The following is an 18,338-nucleotide window of genomic DNA, read 5'->3' as shown; positions in this document are numbered from 1 at the left end:
TTACTTCTGACGCAGCAGCGCCTCGAGCTCCCGCCGGAACTCGGCGGACAACTCCTCGCGCTCCATCGCATAGGCCACGTTGGCCATGAGGAAGCCGATCTTGGAGCCGGTGTCGTAGGTCTTGCCCTGGTACTTCATGCCGAAGAACGGCTGATCCTTCATCAGGCGGATCATGGAATCCGTGAGCTGGATTTCGTTGCCGGCGCCGCGCTCCTGGGTGGAGAGCAGGTCGAAGATCCCGGGCTGCAGGATGTAACGGCCGGAGATGATGTAGTTGGACGGGGCGGTGCCCTTCGGGGGCTTCTCCACCATGCCGGTGATCTCGAAAGTCTGGCCGAATTCCTGGCCGACCGACACGATGCCGTACTGGTGAGTCTGGTCCTCCTGCACCTCCTCCACGGCGATGATGTTGCCGCCATGCCGGTCGTAGGCGGCGATCATCTGTTCCATGGAGCCGCGGCTGAGCATGTCGGGCAGGATCACCGCAAAGGGCTCGTCGCCCACGAGCTCGCGGGCGCACCAGACCGCGTGGCCGAGGCCGAGGGGCTCCTGCTGGCGGGTGAAGCTCGTCTGGCCGGCCCGGGGCTGGTCCTTGGCCAGGATCTCGAGCTCCTTCGTCTTGTTGCGGCTCTCCAGGGTCCGGTTCAGCTCGTACGCGATGTCGAAATGGTCCTCGATCACCGCCTTGTTGCGGCCGGTGACGAAGATGAAGTGCTCGATTCCGGCGGCGCGCGCCTCATCCACCACATGCTGCACCACGGGGCGGTCGACGACGCAGAGCATCTCCTTGGGAACGGCCTTGGTGGCAGGCAGGAACCGGGTGCCGAGGCCGGCGACGGGAAGGACTGCTTTGCGGATACGCTTCATTGATCGGGCCATGATTGAGCATCAAGAGGGAGGAGTAATTTAAGTCAGGGCGAGCAAAAAGAAACCGGTAACTGTCAAGCTTCGGCCCCTTCCAACGCGGGAGCGCTGCCGAGGTTTCATTGTCGCGTGCGCCTCATTGCAGCTCAGGACCTGACTGAACGATGAGTTCCTGTGGTTAAGCTGCAAACATGGGCGGTTTTGAGGAGGACGCCCAGCCGGATTGTCCGGACCCCGGCACCTCGGCACATATGGACGCACTCTCAAATGGGGGAGCTATCAACCGGCTGTTAACCTGCTTAGTGTCGCATTGGCAGGGCAGATCTGTCCTGTTTCCAAGAGCGACGTCCATGCGCCAGCCGCTGTCCCTGGTGCGCCGAATGTCTGGCGCACTCCTTCTCGGTCTGACCCTCACCGCAGGTGCGGTGTGCATTCCTCTTCCCGTGCAGGCGCAGGAGGCCTCCCGGGCCGGGTTCCAGGGCTTCGTGCAGGGACTCTGGCCGGCGGCCAAGGCGCGGGGCGTGTCGCGAGGGACATTCGAGGAGGCGTTCCGGGGCGTCGAGCCTGACGCCAAGATCGTCGCGCTCACGAAAAAGCAGTCGGAATTCGTCCGGCCGATCTGGGATTACATCAACGGCGCCATCTCGGCCCAGCGCCTGAAGCGCGGTCAGGACATGGCGGCCGAGTGGTCCAAGACCCTGGCTGCGGTCGAGCGTACCTATGGCGTCCCGCGTTCCGTCGTGCTCGGCGTCTGGGGCATGGAGACCAATTTCGGCAGCTTCACCGGTTCGATCTATGCGGTCCGTGCGCTGGCGACACTGGCTTATACCGGCTACCGGGGCGACTTCTTCCGGGAGGAGCTTCTCACCGCCCTGCAGATCCTCGAGGGCGAGCACATCGACCGCTCCAAGATGCTGGGATCCTGGGCCGGCGCCATGGGCCAGACCCAGTTCATGCCCTCGAGCTTCATGAAGTTCGCCGTCGATGGCAACCAGGACGGGATCCGGGACATCTGGTCCTCAGTGCCCGACGCCATGGCGTCGACCGCCAATTACCTGCGCCAGCACGGCTGGGAGCCGGGCCTGCCCTGGGGCTTCGAGGTGGCGCTGCCGCGCGGCTTCGACTACCGGCACCTGAGGCAGGACTTCGCCCGCTGGCAGGCCGTGGGCGTCCGGCGCGCCGATGGAAAGGCGATGCCCCGCTCGGGCGAGGCGACGCTGTTCCTGCCGGGCGGTGCCGGCGGTCCCGCCTTCCTGGTCACCCGCAACTACGACGTGATCAAGGCGTACAACTCCTCCGACGCCTATGCCATGGGCGTCGCCCATCTCGGCGACCGGATCCAGGGCGGGCTGCCGATCCAGGGGGCTTGGCCCAAGGACCAGCCCATGCTCGACAAGGATCAGCGCCAGGAACTGCAGGAGCGGCTGGCGGGCCTCGGGTTCTATGAAGGCACCACCGACGGCAAGCTCGGCTCCAGGACCCGGGAAGCCGTCCGGAACTTCCAGCTGCGCCGTGGCTTGATCCCGGATGGCTATGCCGATTATGCGGTCCTGCGCGAATTGCGCGCGACCCGCTGACGGAGTTCCTAACAGGCTCTATACTCGAGGCTGGTCCGGAATGAAGTGGAACCGCCTATGACCCTGGTGCCGATCCTTCGCTGCGCGACCCTCGCCCTGCTTCTTGCCGGGACCGGGGGTGCCCTGGCCCAGTCCGGGTCTTACCAGCAGCCCGGCCAGCGCGATCTGCGGGCCTATCCTCCGGGCTATTATCCGGGAAAGCTCGTGCAGCCCGCGCAGCCTCAGCCGCAGCAGGGCTTCAGCCTCCGGCGCTTCTTCGGAGTTCCCGACGAGCCTCCGCCGGCCGCCCGTGCACCCATCGCCCGCCCCCGCAAGTCCGCCCCGCCAGCCGCTGCGGTGGCCAAGCAGGAAAAGCCGAAGGTCGATCCGAGCACCCATGTGGTTGTGTTCGGGGATGCCTTGGCCGGATATGCCCGCCAGGGACTGGACGCGCATTTCGCCGAGAACCAGGATGTGGCGGTCGTGCCGAAGACCAGGGACGTCAGCCTCATCCGGACGGATGCGGCCGATTGGCCCAACTTCATCAAGGCCACCCTCGATGGCGGGCAGAAGGCCACCGTGGCGGTCGTCATGCTCGGCACCAGCGACCGGCAGGCGATCCGGGAGGGCGAGGAAACCGTCGAGCCCCTGACCGACCGGTGGAAGGAGCTTTACCGCCAGCGTGTCGATGCCATCGTGAACACCTTCAGGGAGCGCAAGATCCCCTTCGTCTGGATCGGCCTGCCGCCGATGAAGAACAGCAAGGCGACGGAGGATCTGGTTGCCATCAACGAGATCTACAAGGAGAGCGTCCAGCGGGGCGGCGGCGCCTATGTGGACATCTGGCCGGGCTTCGTGGACGACGAGAACCGCTACACGGCCGAGGGGCCCGATGTGGACGGCGAGCCCGCCAAGCTGCGCACCAACGAGGGCATGTTCTTCACCCGCGCCGGCGCGCGCAAGGTCGCGTTCTTCGCCGACACCGAGATCAAGCGGATCCTGGGCCAAGGCGGAACGGCGACGGCAGCCGTTCCCAGACCCGCCGACATCACCCCGGCGGATGGGTCTTCAGCGCCCTCCATCGAAGCGGCGATCCCGGCGCCACCGGATGCCGCCGCACCGGTCACGCTGCCCTCGAAGCCGCTGATCGGGCCCGTCCTGCCGCTCACCCGCCAGGACGTGGCTCCCGGTGGAACGCTGGTTTCGGCCCCGCCGAAGCTCACCGGGGACAGTGCCTACACGGTGCAGCGCGCGCTGAGGGTAGGAATCGCCCCCGGCTCACGCCCCGGTCGGGCGGACGATTTCCGCTGGCCTCATCCGTAGCGATACCCAGACAACAAGAAAGGCGGTTCATTTCGCATGAACCGCCTTTTGCTTGCACGCACGCCGTCGGCTCACACCGGCAGGCTGCTCTGACCCATCAGGAAGCTGTCGATCGAGCGGGCGGCCTGGCGGCCCTCCCGGATGGCCCAGACCACGAGCGACTGGCCGCGACGCATGTCGCCGGCCACGAACACCTTCTCGCTCGACGTCCGGTAGCTCCTGTCGTCCGCCACCACGTTGCTGCGACGGTCCAGGGCGACGCCGGATTCGTCCAGCAGGCCCGCCTTCACCGAACCGGCGAAGCCGATGGCGATGAAGACGAGATCCGCCCTGAGCAGGAACTCGCTGCCGGGAATCGGCTGGCGCTTTTCGTCCACGCGGGCGCATTGCACGCCGATGACGCGGCCCTTCTTGCCCTCGATGCCGAGCGTTGCCGCCTGGAACTCGCGCTCCGCACCTTCCGCCTGGGACGAGGAGGTGCGCATCTTGGTCGGCCAGTAGGGCCAAACGGTCAGCTTGTCCTCGCGCTCGGGCGGCTTGGGACGGATGTCGAGCTGCGTGACGGAGAGCGCGCCCTGGCGGAAGGCGGTGCCGACGCAGTCGGAGGCCGTGTCGCCGCCGCCGATCACCACCACATGCTTGCCGGCCGCGAGGATCGGATCGGCGGTGACGTCCTCGTTGCCGACGCGCTGGTTGGCCTGGACAAGATAGGGCATCGCGTAGTGTACCCCGGCGAGATCCTGCCCCGGCAGGTTCGGGTTGCGCGGGTCCTCCGCGCCGCCGGCGAAGAGCACCGCGTCGAATTCATTGTGCAGCGACGCGAAGCTCTTGTCGACGCCGACATTGACGCCGCAATGGAAGATCACGCCTTCCGCCTCCATCTGCTTCACGCGGCGGTCGATGTGGTACTTCTCCATCTTGAAGTCGGGGATGCCGTAGCGCAGCAGCCCGCCGGGCTTCGCCTGGCGCTCGAACACATGCACCTCATGACCCGCGCGGGCGAGCTGCTGGGCGCCCGCCATGCCGGCTGGGCCCGAGCCGATGACGGCCACGCGCTTGCCGGTCGAGATGTCCGCCGGCTCTGGCTTCACGAAGCCCATCTCCCAGGCCTTGTCGGCGATCGCCTGCTCGATGGTCTTGATGGTGACCGGCTGGTTCTCGAGGTTGAGCGTGCAGGCTTCCTCGCACGGAGCCGGGCAGATGCGGCCGGTGAATTCCGGGAAGTTGTTGGTGGTGTGGAGGTTGCGCGCAGCCTCCTCCCAGTCGTCGGACCAGACCAGATCGTTCCAGTCCGGGATCTGGTTGTGCACCGGACAGCCCGTCGGACCGTGGCAGAAGGGGATGCCGCAATCCATGCAGCGCCCCGCCTGCTTCTTCAGGTCGTTGTCGTCAAGCGGCAGCGTGAACTCGCGGAAGTGGCGCACGCGTTCCCCGGCGAGCTGATACTTCTGCTCCTGCCGGTCGTATTCGAGAAAGCCTGTGACCTTGCCCATCGGTTTGCCCCTTAATCCTTATTCCGCCGCCTGCAGGTTCCGGAGACGGTCCATCTCCTGGAGCGCGCGGCGATACTCGACCGGCATGACCTTCACGAACTTGGTGCGGTAGGTCGTCCAGTTGTCGAGGATCTCCTTGGCGCGCGTCGAGCCCGTATAGGTGTGGTGGTTGGTGATGAGCTGCATCAGGCGCTCTTCATCGGGGCCGGACATGTTGGCCATGATGTCGATGCGGCCCTTGGTCTCCAGATCGCCGCCATGATGGTGGAGACGGCGCATCAGGTCCTCCTCCTCCTCGACGGGCTCGAGATCGACCATGGACAGGTTGCAGCGCTTCCCGAACGTGCCGTCCTCGTCGAGCACATAGGCGATGCCGCCCGACATGCCGGCTGCGAAGTTGCGGCCGGTCTGTCCCAGCACGACCACGAGGCCGCCGGTCATGTATTCGCAGCCGTGATCGCCCGTTCCCTCGACCACCGCGATAGCGCCCGAGTTGCGCACGGCGAAGCGCTCGCCCGCGACACCGCGGAAATAGGCTTCACCGGCAATCGCCCCGTACATCACCGTGTTGCCGACGACGATGGAGTTCTCAGGGAGAGCCTTCGAGGCCGAGGACGGGCTGATGATGATCTTGCCGCCCGACAGCCCCTTGCCGACATAGTCGTTCGCCTCACCCTCCAGGTTGAGCGTCACGCCGGCCGCGAGCCATGCGCCGAAGCTCTGGCCCGCGACGCCTTTCAGCTTCACGGTGATCGTGTCGTCGGGCAGGCCCTCGTGGCCGTAGCGCGTCGCCACCTCGCCGGACAGCATGGCGCCCACCGTGCGGTCGGAGCTTTTCACCTGCGACTCGATGGTGACGGCCTCGCCGTTCTCCAGCGCGGGACCAGCCTGCGCGATGAACGTGCGGTCGAGCACGCTGGCGATGGGGTGGATCTGCCGTTCCTGATGACGGATCGCCACGCTCGTGGGCACGTCCGGCTTATGGAACAGCTTCGTGAAGTCGAGGCCCTTCGCCTTCCAGTGATCGATCGCGGCGTTCTTGTCGAGGAGATCGGACTGACCGATCATCTCGTCGATGGACGTGAAGCCCATCTCGGCCATCAGCTCGCGCACTTCCTCGGCGACGAAGAAGAAGTAGTTGATGACGTGTTCCGGCAGGCCCTTGAAGCGCTTGCGCAGCACCGGATCCTGCGTGGCGACGCCGACCGGGCAGGTGTTGAGGTGGCACTTGCGCATCATGATGCAGCCGGCGGCAATCAGGGGGGCGGTCGAGAAGCCGTATTCGTCGGCCCCGAGAAGCGCCGCAATCACCACGTCGCGTCCGGTGCGCAGACCGCCATCGGCCTGCAGGGCGACACGCCCGCGCAGGCGGTTGAGCACGAGGGTCTGCTGGGTCTCGGCGAGGCCGATCTCCCAGGGGGAGCCGGCATGCTTGAGCGAGGTGAGGGGCGAGGCGCCGGTGCCGCCCTCGAAGCCGGAGATCGTGATGTGATCGGCGCGCGCCTTGGCGACGCCCGCCGCAACCGTGCCGACGCCCACTTCCGCCACGAGCTTCACCGACACGTCGGCCGCCGGGTTCACGTTCTTCAGGTCGAAGATCAGCTGCGCCAGGTCCTCGATGGAGTAGATGTCGTGGTGTGGCGGCGGCGAGATCAGGCCTACGCCGGGAGTCGAGTGGCGCACGCGGGCGATCTTCACGTCGACCTTGTGACCGGGCAGCTGGCCGCCTTCGCCGGGCTTGGCGCCCTGCGCGACCTTGATCTGCATCATGTCGGCATTGACGAGATATTCCGTCGTCACGCCGAAGCGGCCGGAGGCCACCTGCTTGATGGCGGAACGCTTGGAGCGTCCGTCGGAGAGAGGCCGGAAGCGCTCCGGCTCCTCGCCGCCTTCGCCGGTATTGGACTTGCCGCCGATTGAGTTCATGGCGAGGGCCAGCGTCTCGTGCGCCTCCTTCGAGATCGACCCGAACGACATGGCCCCGGTGGAGAACCGCTTCACGATCTCCTGCGCCGGCTCGACCGCGCTCAGGGCGACGGGCGCACGGCCCGCCTCGTCTGCCGTCTTGATGCGGAAGAGGCCGCGGATGGTCTTGAGCTCGTTGTCCTGCTCGTTCACGAGGCGGGCGTATTCGCGGTACCGGTCCTGCGCGTTCAGGCGAACGGCGTGCTGCAGCGTCGCGACCGTATCGGGATTCCAGGCATGGACCTCCCCGCGCTGGCGATAGGCGTATTCGCCGCCGACATCGAGCGCGTTGCGGTAGATCGGTGCGTCGCCGAAGGCGTCGCGATGGCGGCAGACGTTCTCCTCCGCAACCTCGTCCATGCCGATGCCTTCGATGGTCGTCGCGGTGCCGAAGAAATCGCGCGCGACGAATTCGGACTTCAGGCCGACCGCGTCGAAGATCTGCGCGCCGCAATAGGACTGGTAGGTGGAGATGCCCATCTTGGACATCACCTTGAGCAGGCCCTTGCCGATGGACTTGATGTAGCGCTTGATCGCCTCGTCGGCATCCACCTCTTCCGGCAGCTCGCCGGCCTCGAGCATGGCCGCGATGGTCTCGAAGGCGAGATACGGGTTGATCGCTTCCGCGCCGTATCCGGCAAGGCACGCGAAGTGATGGATCTCGCGCGGCTCGCCGGACTCGACCACCAGGCCCACCGAGGTGCGCAGGCCCTTGCGGATCAGGTAGTTGTGCACGGCCGCGGTCGCCAGCAGCGCCGGGATCGGGATGCGGTCCGGGCCGACCATGCGGTCGGACAGGATGATGATGTTGTAGCCGCCGTGCACGGCCGCTTCCGCCCGGTCGCAGAGGCGGTCGAGCGCCCCGTCGAGAGCGGCGGCTCCGAGTTCCGCGTCATAGGTGATGTCGAGGGTCTTCGTGTCGAAGCGGTCCTCGAAATGCCCGATGCAGCGGATCTTCTCCAGATCCTCGTTGGTGAGGATCGGCTGGCGCACTTCGAGCCGCTTGCGGCGCGAGGTGCCTTCCAGATCGAGGATGTTCGGACGCGGGCCGATGAACGAAACCAGGCTCATGACGAGCTCCTCGCGGATCGGATCGATCGGCGGGTTCGTCACCTGGGCGAAGTTCTGCTTGAAATAGGTGTAGAGCAGCTTCGGCTTGTCGGAGAGCGCGGAGATCGGCGTGTCCGATCCCATGGAGCCGACCGCCTCCTGACCGGTGACGGCCATGGGCTGCATGAGAAGCTTGAGGTCCTCCGCCGTGTAGCCGAAGGCCTGCTGGCGGTCGAGGAGCGACACGTCCGTGCGGGACTCTCTGGCCTGGACGGGCTTCAGGTCCTCGAGCACGATCTGCGTGCGCTTCAGCCACTCCTTGTAGGGGTGCGCCTGCGAGAGCTGCTGCTTGATCTCGTCGTCGGAGACGATGCGGCCTTCCTCGAGGTCGATGAGCAGCATCTTGCCCGGCTGCAGGCGCCACTTCTCGACGATCCTTTCCTCCGGGATCGGCAGCACGCCCATTTCGGAGGCGAGCACCACGAGCCCGTCATCCGTCACGAGATAGCGTGCCGGACGCAGGCCGTTGCGGTCCAGCGTCGCGCCGATCTGCTTGCCGTCGGTGAAGCACACGGCCGCCGGGCCATCCCACGGCTCCATGAGGGCTGCGTGATACTCGTAGAACGCGCGCCGATCGTCGTTCATGAGCGGGTTGCCGGCCCAGGCCTCCGGGATCAGCATCATCATGGCGTGCGAGAGCGAGTAGCCGCCTCGCACCAGGAACTCGAGCGCGTTGTCGAAGCAGGCGGTGTCGGACTGACCCTCGTAGGAGATCGGCCAGAGCTTCGAGATGTCGTTGCCGAACAGCTCGGAATCGACGGAGGCCTGGCGGGCCGCCATCCAGTTCACGTTGCCCCGCAGGGTGTTGATCTCGCCGTTATGGGCGACCATGCGGTAGGGATGCGCGAGCTGCCAGGTCGGGAAGGTGTTGGTGGCGAAGCGCTGGTGCACGAGCGCGATGGCGCTCTCGAAGCGCTCATCCTGCAGATCGAGATAGTAGTCGCGCAGCTGCGTGACGAGCACCATGCCCTTGTAGACGATAGTGCGCGAGGACAGGCTGACCGGGTAATAGCCTGCGGTGCGCCCATCCTTCATGTCGTAAACGGCGTTGGAGATCACCTTGCGGGCGATGAACAGGCGACGCTCGAAGGTCTCGGCATCGTCCATTCCCTTGCCCTTGCCGATGAAGATCTGGCGGTGCTGCGGCTCGGTGGCCTTCACGCTCTCGCCGAGATCGCTCGAATCGACCGGCACGTCGCGCCAGCCGAGAACCTGCAGGCCCTCATCGGTGATCGCCTTGGTGACGATCTCCTCGACGAGTTGGAAGCCTTCCGGGTCGCGGGGCATGAACAGATGACCGACACCGTACTGTCCCTCCTCGGGAAGCCAGATGCCGACCTTGGCGCATTCGGCGGCAAAGAACTTGTGCGGGATCTGAACCAGGATGCCGCAGCCGTCGCCCATCTTGGGATCGGCGCCGACCGCGCCGCGGTGATCGAGGTTGTGCAGGATGGACAGGCCTTGCTCGACGATCGCATGCGACCTGCGGTTCTTCATGTCGGCGATAAACCCGACACCGCAGGAATCCTGCTCGTTAGACGGGTCGTAAAGCCCTTGAGCAGCCGGCAGGCCCGGATCGCGCACCACTTTGACCGTATCCGCCATCGCGGCCGTACGGCTTGGCACTTGGGTTTCCAGGCTCTTGGTCGGCTCATCGCTCATGGCAGATCCTCACATCCGAACACGTCATCTCGGCATCGGCTCCAAAAGTGGCGCCCACTTTTGGGATCAACCCGATGCACCGTTTCTAGCCTGCGCATGGTTCGTAGGAAAAAAGCGTTCACTTTTCCGCACGAACGATGCGCTGTTCTTTGAGGCGGCTTTTGGGCCCACCGGATGATCGGATCGTCCGGGCGCCCGCCGCTTCTTCGGGTTTCGAGGGGTGGGTCCGGCAGGGGAGCCCGCACCTCGCGGGCACCTTTGGGCTGTCGTCAGCCCAGAGTCGCCCGTTCCGCCCACGTTTTGCGGGCGGCTTTCTTGGTATCTCGTTTCGTTCGCGTCAGGCGAAGCATCAAGAAAACCCCAGGGCGAAAGTCAGGGTGAGCACACCCCAAAAGGGACAGCATGGCTGTCCTAATAAGGGCAAAGTGCCAGAGATCAACGCAGCGCACAAGAGGGTTTAGAAAGATTTTAGACAAAAGTTACAAGCAAACGACTCGGAATGTAACAAAAGCAGCTTTTACCCCATGGGGACGAAAGTCTCCACCGATGGGTCAATGATCTTGACATGTTGGCTGCGATGCAGCGTTTCGGCACATTCCCAGCAGGAGGAGCATCCTGGCCATGCCCAGAACAGGCATTCCCCTTTCCCAGCCGATGCTCTAGGAAGCCGTTCATGAATTTCGCCAGCGACAACATCGTGGGAGCCAGCGCTCCCGTTCTCCAAGCCATCATGCAGGCCAATGCCGGGGCCATGGCGGCCTACGGCAACGACGAGATCTCCTCCCGCGTCAGGACGCGGTTCAACGAGATCTTCGAACGCGAGATCTCGGTGTTCTTCGTCACGACCGGGACGGCCGCCAATGCGCTTGCCCTGTCGGCCGCGGTGCCTCCCTACGGCCTTTGCGTCTGCCACCGCGAGGCGCACATCATCGACGATGAATGCGGCGCACCGGAATTCTTCATGCACGGGGCAAAGCTCGCTGGGCTGCCGGGTGTCGGCGCCAAGCTGACGGCCATGGACGTTGCCGCCTATCTCAGGAGCCTGCCCAAAGCGGTCAAGCAGATGCCCCCGAAGGCGCTGTCGGTCTCGCAGGTGAGCGAGTGCGGCCTCGTTTACGGGCTCGACGAGCTCTCGTCCCTGGGAGCGGTCTGCCGCGAGCATGGACTGTCCTTCCACATGGACGGAGCGCGCTTCGTGAACGCGCTCGTCTCCCTCGGCTGCACCCCGGCCGAGATGACCTGGAAGCAGGGCGTGGACATCCTGTCCTTCGGGGCCACCAAGAACGGCGGCCTGATGGCCGAGGCCATCGTGGTGTTCCGGAAGGACCTGGCGGAGGCGCTCGACTATCGTTCCAAGCGCGCCGGCCAGATCATCTCCAAGGGCCGCCTCATCGGGGCGCAGTTCGAGGGCTATTTCGCGGACAACCATTGGATCGCCAATGCGCGCCACGCCAACCGCATGGCGGGACGTCTGTCGGACGGGCTCTCGCAGCTGCCGGGCGTGCGCCTCGCCTGGCCGACCCAGGCCAACGAGGTTTTCCCGATCATCCCGAAATCCCTTGATCAGGCGCTGAAGGCTGCCGGAATCCACTATCATTCCTGGACGGAGCTGAGCCTGCCGGAGGCCGAGGGGGTCGCCGATCACGAGGTGTTGATCCGTCTCGTGACCTCCTGGGCCACAAGGGAAGAGGACGTGAACCAGCTCCTGGAGGTCGCTTCTTCCGGGGTAGCGCGCCAAGCCGCCGAGTGATTGCCCTATCCCTGCCGCAATCACCCGCGATTCCTTGTCGCCAGAGACCCTTGACCGACGGGGCCCCTCCAGCCCCAGCGGGATACCAAGGACCAGGATCCGACAATAAAAAAAGCGCCCCGGACGAACCGGGGCGCTCTTCGTTTGGGGCTCTGGAATCCGGTTACGCAGCCTGCTTGGCTTCGATGGTCCGGGCGCCGTTCGAGGAAATCGGGATGAGCTTCGGCTTCTTGGCCTCCGGAATCTCGCGCACGAGGTCGAGGTGGAGGAGGCCGTTCTCGAGGGCCGCCCCCGTCACCTGCACGCCATCGGCCAGCTGGAAGCGCCGGTCGAAGCTGCGCGCCGCGATGCCCTGATGGAGCACGTCGGCCTTGCGCTCTTCGGAGGGCTTGCGGTCGCCCCGGACGGAGAGGGTGTTTTCCTTGACCTCGATGGTCAGGTCACGGTCGGTGAAGCCGGCAACCGCGATCGAGATGCGATAGGCATTGTCGCCGGTGCGCTCGATGTTGTAGGGCGGGTAGCTCGGAGCCGCATCGACGCTGACGAGCTGATCGAGCATCGAGAACAGACGGTCGAAACCGACCGTATTGCGGTAGAGGGGAGCAAGATCGTACTGTCGCATGGCATATCCTCCGCTTGAAGCGACATGCAGAACAAGAATCCACCTGAAGAGGCTGGATCCGGGTTAGGGTGCCGCCGTCATGGCCGGCACGACTTCGATGTGGGAGCGGATACGATTGCTTTCAAGAGGCTCGTTTCCTAAGCTCGGACCGCCCTATAAAGGCTAGTGTTTTCGAGTTGGAACCCGCCGTGGAATTCATCACCACCCCCGATAATCCCGTCCCTGGCGACCCCAAGCTGGTCACCGTCACGGCCCGCGACGGCATCAAGATCCGGGCCGCCACCTGGATGCCGGAAACGGAGGAGCCGCAGGGAACGGTCTGCATCCTCCAGGGAAGGGCGGAGTTCATCGAAAAGTACTTCGAGGTCGTGGGCGAACTGCTCGACCGGGGCTTTGCCGTCGTCGCCTTCGACTGGCGGGGGCAGGGGCTGTCCGGACGGCAGGTGGGCAATCCGCGTAAGGGCCATGTCCGGCGCTTTTCGGATTTTCGGCACGACCTGGAGGCGATCCGCGACCAGATCCTTGTGCCGCACATGCCCCAGCCGCATTTCGGCCTGGCCCATTCCATGGGCGGTGCCATTGCGCTGAATGCCGCCTATGAGACTTGGCTGCCCTTCCGCCGCCTCGTCACCACGACACCCATGATCGCGCTGTGCATCATCAGGCGCACCCGCACCTCGGCGATTTTTGCCCGAATCCTGAAATTTCTCGGAATGGGCGGCATGTTCGTGCCCGGCGGGGGCGAAACGTCGATCTCCACCATGCCGTTCAAGGGCAACCGCCTGACCGGCGATCCCGTCCGCTATGCCCGCAATGCCGAGGCGGCGCATGCCATCGGGGCCGGAGCCGTGGGCGCGCCCACCGTCGCCTGGCTCGACGGCGCCTTCCGCCTGATGAAGCGCTTCGCCGATCCGCGCTATGCGGTGAAGATCCGCCTGCCCACGCTCATCGTGGCGGCCGGCGCAGATCCGGTCTGCGCCACGCCGGCGACCGAGCGCTTCGCCTCCCGGCTCAAGGCCGGCTCCGTCATCGTGATCCCGGGCGCCCGGCACGAGATCCTGATGGAACGTGATCCGATCCGGGAGCAGTTCTGGGCCGCCTTCGATGCCTTCATCCCGGGGTCCCCGGATCCGGACGGGGGGACGAAGCGCGATCTTGCCGCGGTTGGCTTAACGGCTGAGCAGCTCGACGGCGGCGGCATGGACCCGGCGGTCGCCCGCCGCGACGATGCGCCCGCCATCGGCCGCTGAGCCGCCCTCCCAGGTGGTCACGACGCCACCGGCCCCTTCGATGATCGGCACGAGAGCCGCGATGTCGTAGGACTTGAGCCCGGATTCGACCACGAGGTCGATGTGGCCCGCGGCCAGCATGCAATAGGCATAGCAATCGCAGCCGTAGCGGGCGAGGCGGGCGACGCTCTCCACCCGGTCGTAGGCGCGCAGCTCGTCGCCGGCGAAGAGGCGCGGGCTCGTGGTGGAGATGACCGCGTCCTTCAGGGAAGCGCAGCGGCGGGTCATGAGCTTGCGCTCGCCGCCGGGACCCCGGTAGGTCGCGCTGCCGCCGTCGCCGAAGAAACGCTCGCCGGTGAAGGGCTGGTGCATCATGCCGAAGACCGGGCGGCGCCTGTAGGTCAGCCCGATCAGCGTGCCCCAGGTGGGCAGACCGGCGATGAAGGCCCGCGTGCCGTCGATCGGGTCGAGAACCCAGACGTAATCCGCATCCTCGCGCTCGGCGCCGAACTCCTCGCCGACGATGCCGTGGGTGGGAAAGCTGCGCTTGATGAGGTGACGCATGGTCGCCTCGCTCGCCCGGTCGGCTTCCGTCACCGGATCGAAGGCGCCGCCGCGGGACTTGTCCTCGGTGGCGATCGCCGTGCGGAAGAAGGGAAGGATCGCCTGGCCCGACTGGGTCGCGAGCTCGTTGACGAAATGCGTGAAGTCGATGAGCCCCATGGCTGAGCGGTATCCTCTTAAAGGCTAATGCGGGCAGCCTTGGCCCGGTTGCGATCAGCTTTTATCAAGCGCTTGGCGCGCGGCAAGAGAGCGATTGCGCCAAGGGATATGGCATCGATGAATTTTGCGCCCAGGCTTGGCACCACCCGCTCGGAAACGGCGCTGCTCCTGATCGCGGTGCTCGCCGCCCTCTATGCGGTCAGCCAGTTCCTGCGCAATTCCATCGGCGTCATCGCCAACGACTTGGCCCGAGAGCTTGATCTCTCGGCCACCCAGACCGGTCTCCTGTCCAGCGCTTTCTTCTTCGCCTTCGCGGCGGTCCAGATCCCTATCGGCATCCTGATCGACCGGTACGGGCCCAAGCGGACCATGGTGGCGACCGCCGTGGTGACGGTGGCAGGAACCGTCCTGTTCGCTCTGGCTCCGTCCGCCTCCTGGCTCATCGCGGCCCGGGCCCTCATGGGACTCGGCTGCTCCACCTTTTTCATGGCACCCCTCGTGATCTATGCCCGGCGCTTCCCGCCGGAGCGGTTTGCCGGGCTCACGAGCCTGCAGATGGGCCTGGCCAATCTCGGCACCCTGGCTGCGACGGCTCCCCTGGCGGCCGCGTCCGCCGCCTTCGGCTGGCGCCCCTCGTTCCTCGCGGTCGCAGTTCTGACGGTCGTGATCGTGCTGGCGATCCTGTGGATCGTGCCTCGGGATTCCGACTCGGCCCGGCCGAAGGAATCCTGGGCGGCCGCCTTCCAGGGCGTGGCCGCCGCCCTGAAGGCACCGTCTTTCTGGCCGGTGTTCTTCATGCACCTGACCACCTATGGATGCTTCGCTTCCGTGATCGGGCTCTGGGGCGGGCCTTGGCTGTCGGATGTGCACGGGGCGGATCTTCCCACGAGAGGAAACATCCTGCTCCTGGGTGCCACGGCGCAGATCTGTGGCATGCTGCTCTGGGGGGCGATGGACCGGTTCTGGAGCAGCTACAAGAAACCCGTCCTGATCGGCAGCTCGGCGACGATCCTTCTCCTGAGCGTCCTCGTCCTCGCGCCCCTCGACCGGACCTCCGCAACAATCTGGTTTCCGCTCTTCGGCCTCTGCGTCGCCTATACGCCCATCCTCACCAGCCATGGAAAGTCGCTGTTCCCGGCGACACTGACAGGCCGGGGCATCACGCTCATGAATATCGGCACCATGGGCGGCGCCTTCCTGTCCCAGAGCGTGACGGGCATGCTGATCGACCTCATGGGGCGATCCGACCAGGGCCTCTACCGGCCCGAGGGATATAGGCTCGTTTTCGCTGCCTTGGCGGGTTGGCTGCTGCTGAGCCTTGCCTTCTATGTCAGGGCCATCGATCCGCATCCCAGCAGCCATGCAGATAAGGCATGACAAAAGCCAAGATTTTGGTTGCAATTTGTGCGATGCGGCGTAATTATTGCAGTGCGATATGGCGATGGCGTCGCCTTATCGTAGCCCTTCTTGGGCGTTTCCTCCCTAAACTTCGGGCCGCTGGCAACAGTGGCCTTTTTTCTTGCCCGGACGAGAGTGCGAGGCACGGTGCGCCGATGCGGACCTAGTTGCCTGTCAGCGGGATATGCGCGTCGGGATCACTCCGCCGCAATGGACCGAATCGTCAGCTCACCCTCGATCTCCGAGATGACCTGGGCGAAGGCCTGCGTCAGGTCATCCGCCAGGACGGCGAAGCCGGGTTTTCTCTGCATGCTGCGCTCGTCCATGTAGAGCGCCCGGTTGATTTCGATCTGGAGCGCATGGCGCCCGAGAGCGGGCTCCCCGTAATGTTCGGTGATGAAGCCGCCCGCGTAGGGCTTGTTGCGGAGGACGGTGTAGCCGCGTCCCCTGAGCGCTGCTTCCACAAGGTCGACCAGCAGGGTGGCGCAGCTCGTGCCGTAGCGATCGCCCAGGACGATATCGGCCTTGGCTCCGTCCTCGCGGCTGACGCTGGAGGAGGGCATGGAATGACAGTCGATCAGGACCGCGTGGCCGAAATGCTGGGACGTATGGCGGACGAGGTGTCGCAGGGTCCGGTGATACGGCTTGTAGAGCCATTCGATCCGCTGCAGGGCCTCCTCCACGTGAAGGCGCGTGCGGTAGATCTCCTGCCCGTCGGCCACGATGCGCGGAATGGTCCCCAGCCCTCCGGCCACCCGCATGGAGCGGGTATTGCTGAAGGGCGGCAGGCGGCCGTCGAACATGCGGGAATCGAGTTCGTAGGGTTCCCGATTCAGGTCCAGATAGGCCCGGGGGAAGCGGGCGGTCATGAGAGGAGCCCCGAGTTCGGTCATCGCGGCGAACAGCTCGTCCACGAAGGCGTCTTCGGATCGCCTCAGAGCGATGGCGTCGAGCCTGGACGCGGCTAAGAAGGCGGCCGGATAGACGGCTCCCGCATGCGGCACGTTGAACACGAAGGGGATCGTCTGGGCCGAAGGCTCGGTGACGATGAAGGGAGGGTCGAACTCATCGACGATGGCTGGCCGCATCAGAAATCTTGGCTGTGTTGGAAGGAAGCGGATCGTCGCGCTAGTGTAAGGCAGCCCCGCCGCCTGTCCATGACAATATCGTAGCAAGGCTGCGTCGTACTTTCACGGCTTGTTTACCCTCGATCCGTCATGAAGGGCGTAAGACCATCCGCCACGATTCGGGATTGGCAACCGATGAAGATCCTTCTTGCCGAAGACGACAACGACATGCGCCGCTTCCTCGTGAAGGCGCTCGAGAACGCAGGCTACGACGTCGCCTCGTTCGACAACGGCCTATCCGCCTATAACCGCCTGCGCGAGGAACCTTTCGAGCTCCTGCTGACGGACATCGTCATGCCGGAGATGGACGGGATCGAGCTGGCCCGCAAGGCCACCGAGCTCGACCCGGAGATCAAGGTGATGTTCATCACCGGCTTCGCGGCCGTTGCGCTCAACCCGGATTCCCAGGCCCCGCGGGACGCCAAGGTCCTGTCGAAGCCGTTCCATCTGCGCGACCTGGTGAGCGAAGTCGATAAAATGATGGCTGCCTAAAAAAGGGCGGCCTTCAGGCTTGCGCCAGAGCCCGCTTGTGGGTATATCGCCCCCACAGCCGAAGCGGGACGTCAAAATCACCGTTTCCCGGGCGCGTAGCTCAGCGGGAGAGCACTACGTTGACATCGTAGGGGTCGCTGGTTCGATCCCAGCCGCGCCCACCATTTTCTTTTTTCCGGCCTTCCCGAGGGGCCGCAGGAGACCGGATATGAAGATCCGTAACTCGTTGAAGTCGATCCGCGGCCGCCACCGCGACAACCAGCTGGTTCGTCGCAAGGGCCGGGTCTACATCATCAACAAGACCCAGAAGCGCTACAAGGCTCGCCAGGGCTAAGTTCGCTGCGGCAATGCCGCACACGAGAATCTGAATTGACCGCGCATGCCGGGATCCTAAAATCCCGGCATGCGCTTTTTCGCGTCCATACTGATCTTATCCCTGAGCTTCGCGTCCTACACGGCCGGTGCGCAGGAGCCCGCACGTCCCAAGGATCCGAAGGAGCAGGCCCAGCCGCCTCAGGCGCGTCCCCGGGCTTCCACCCTGGACGAACTCTTCGAACGCCTGGGCAAGGCCCAGACCGAGCGTGAGGCGGAAGGCATCTCGTCCCTGATCGAGCGGCGCTTCGCCCGTTCGGGCTCCGATACGGCGGATCTTCTCCTGAACCGCGCGGCCGAGGCCTTCGGCAAGAAGGATTATCCGCTCGCCATCGAACTGATCGACCGGGTCCTGGTGCTTCAGCCCAACTGGGCGGAGGCCTGGTACAAGCGGGCGACGGTCTTCTACCAGCTCGACGACCCGGTCGGCGCCATGGCCGATCTTCACCGGGCGCTGAAGATCGAGCCGCGCCATTTCAATGCCTGGACCGGGCTCGGCCATATCCTCATGGCGTCCGACGACAAGGCGAGGGCCCTCGATGCCTATCGGAAGGTGCTCGCGATCAATCCTCAGATGTCCGACGTGAAGACTATCGTGAACCGTCTCGGCCCGGAGGTTGACGGGCAGGATCTCTAAAGCCACGTAGCAGGG

14 protein-coding genes and 1 tRNA gene are annotated in these 18,338 nt (G+C 65.1%); 9 read left to right on the top strand and 6 right to left on the bottom strand.

Translation table 11 applies throughout. The features are described 5' to 3' along the window. Positions 1 to 867, bottom strand: coding sequence for a UTP--glucose-1-phosphate uridylyltransferase (locus tag HPT29_RS22090; protein ID WP_259060768.1), 867 nt, complete (start codon positions 865 to 867; stop codon positions 1 to 3). 347 nt (positions 868 to 1,214) lie between these two features. Between HPT29_RS22090 and HPT29_RS22085 the strand changes: the two genes are divergently transcribed. Beyond that, a complete protein-coding gene (locus tag HPT29_RS22085; protein ID WP_173948079.1) occupies positions 1,215 to 2,441 on the top strand; it encodes a lytic murein transglycosylase in 1,227 nt (408 codons plus the stop codon). 57 nt (positions 2,442 to 2,498) lie between these two features. Further along, positions 2,499 to 3,743: an SGNH/GDSL hydrolase family protein gene (locus HPT29_RS22080; RefSeq protein WP_173948078.1), complete on the top strand. Its 1,245-nt coding sequence runs from the start codon at positions 2,499 to 2,501 to the stop codon at positions 3,741 to 3,743. 71 nt (positions 3,744 to 3,814) lie between these two features. Here HPT29_RS22080 and HPT29_RS22075 read toward each other — a convergent pair whose 3' ends face one another. Next, positions 3,815 to 5,236, bottom strand: coding sequence for a glutamate synthase subunit beta (locus HPT29_RS22075; RefSeq protein WP_173948077.1), 1,422 nt, complete (start codon positions 5,234 to 5,236; stop codon positions 3,815 to 3,817). 18 nt (positions 5,237 to 5,254) lie between these two features. Next, positions 5,255 to 9,916, bottom strand: coding sequence for a glutamate synthase large subunit (gltB, locus tag HPT29_RS22070; RefSeq protein ID WP_173948085.1), 4,662 nt, complete (start codon positions 9,914 to 9,916; stop codon positions 5,255 to 5,257). Between the two features lie 730 nt (positions 9,917 to 10,646). Here gltB and HPT29_RS22065 point away from each other — a divergent pair. Next, a complete protein-coding gene (locus tag HPT29_RS22065; protein ID WP_173948076.1) occupies positions 10,647 to 11,723 on the top strand; it encodes a threonine aldolase family protein in 1,077 nt (358 codons plus the stop codon). Between the two features lie 163 nt (positions 11,724 to 11,886). Here the strand turns inward: HPT29_RS22065 and HPT29_RS22060 are convergent, their stop codons facing one another. Next, positions 11,887 to 12,345: an Hsp20 family protein gene (locus HPT29_RS22060; protein ID WP_173948075.1), complete on the bottom strand. Its 459-nt coding sequence runs from the start codon at positions 12,343 to 12,345 to the stop codon at positions 11,887 to 11,889. Between the two features lie 188 nt (positions 12,346 to 12,533). Between HPT29_RS22060 and HPT29_RS22055 the strand changes: the two genes are divergently transcribed. Further along, positions 12,534 to 13,595 carry an alpha/beta fold hydrolase gene (locus HPT29_RS22055; RefSeq protein ID WP_173948074.1) on the top strand — a complete coding sequence of 354 codons (1,062 nt, stop codon included), beginning with the start codon at positions 12,534 to 12,536 and terminating at the stop codon, positions 13,593 to 13,595. Here HPT29_RS22055 and hisN read toward each other — a convergent pair. Then, positions 13,515 to 14,297 (bottom strand): histidinol-phosphatase, encoded by a 783-nt coding sequence (hisN, locus tag HPT29_RS22050; RefSeq protein WP_173948073.1) that lies wholly within the window; start codon positions 14,295 to 14,297, stop codon positions 13,515 to 13,517. The genes HPT29_RS22055 and hisN overlap by 81 nt on opposite strands. 117 nt (positions 14,298 to 14,414) lie before the next feature. Between hisN and HPT29_RS22045 the strand changes: the two genes are divergently transcribed. Further along, positions 14,415 to 15,674 carry an MFS transporter gene (locus tag HPT29_RS22045; RefSeq protein WP_173948072.1) on the top strand — a complete coding sequence of 420 codons (1,260 nt, stop codon included), beginning with the start codon at positions 14,415 to 14,417 and terminating at the stop codon, positions 15,672 to 15,674. A gap of 218 nt (positions 15,675 to 15,892) precedes the next feature. Here the strand turns inward: HPT29_RS22045 and HPT29_RS22040 are convergent, their stop codons facing one another. Further along, a complete protein-coding gene (locus HPT29_RS22040) occupies positions 15,893 to 16,783 on the bottom strand; it encodes an N-formylglutamate amidohydrolase (RefSeq protein WP_173948071.1) in 891 nt (296 codons plus the stop codon). Positions 16,784 to 16,957: 174 nt separating this feature from the next. Between HPT29_RS22040 and cpdR the strand changes: the two genes are divergently transcribed. The 4 genes from cpdR (at position 16,958) to HPT29_RS22020 (ending at position 18,323) form a co-directional block, all read left to right on the top strand. Next, a complete protein-coding gene (gene cpdR / locus HPT29_RS22035; protein ID WP_036361886.1) occupies positions 16,958 to 17,314 on the top strand; it encodes a cell cycle two-component system response regulator CpdR in 357 nt (118 codons plus the stop codon). A gap of 89 nt (positions 17,315 to 17,403) precedes the next feature. Continuing rightward, positions 17,404 to 17,478 (top strand) — tRNA-Val (locus HPT29_RS22030). Positions 17,479 to 17,522: 44 nt separating this feature from the next. Continuing rightward, entirely contained in the window at positions 17,523 to 17,648 is a 126-nt protein-coding gene (ykgO, locus tag HPT29_RS22025; RefSeq protein WP_009763379.1) for a type B 50S ribosomal protein L36, read from the top strand. 69 nt (positions 17,649 to 17,717) lie between these two features. Then, positions 17,718 to 18,323 (top strand): tetratricopeptide repeat protein, encoded by a 606-nt coding sequence (locus HPT29_RS22020; RefSeq protein WP_173948070.1) that lies wholly within the window; start codon positions 17,718 to 17,720, stop codon positions 18,321 to 18,323. Positions 18,324 to 18,338 lie beyond the last annotated feature (15 nt).

The sequence above is a fragment of the Microvirga terrae genome (assembly GCF_013307435.2).
In the GTDB taxonomy this organism is placed as follows: Bacteria; Pseudomonadota; Alphaproteobacteria; order Rhizobiales; family Beijerinckiaceae; genus Microvirga; species Microvirga terrae.
This window is presented reverse-complemented; position numbering and strand designations above follow the sequence as displayed.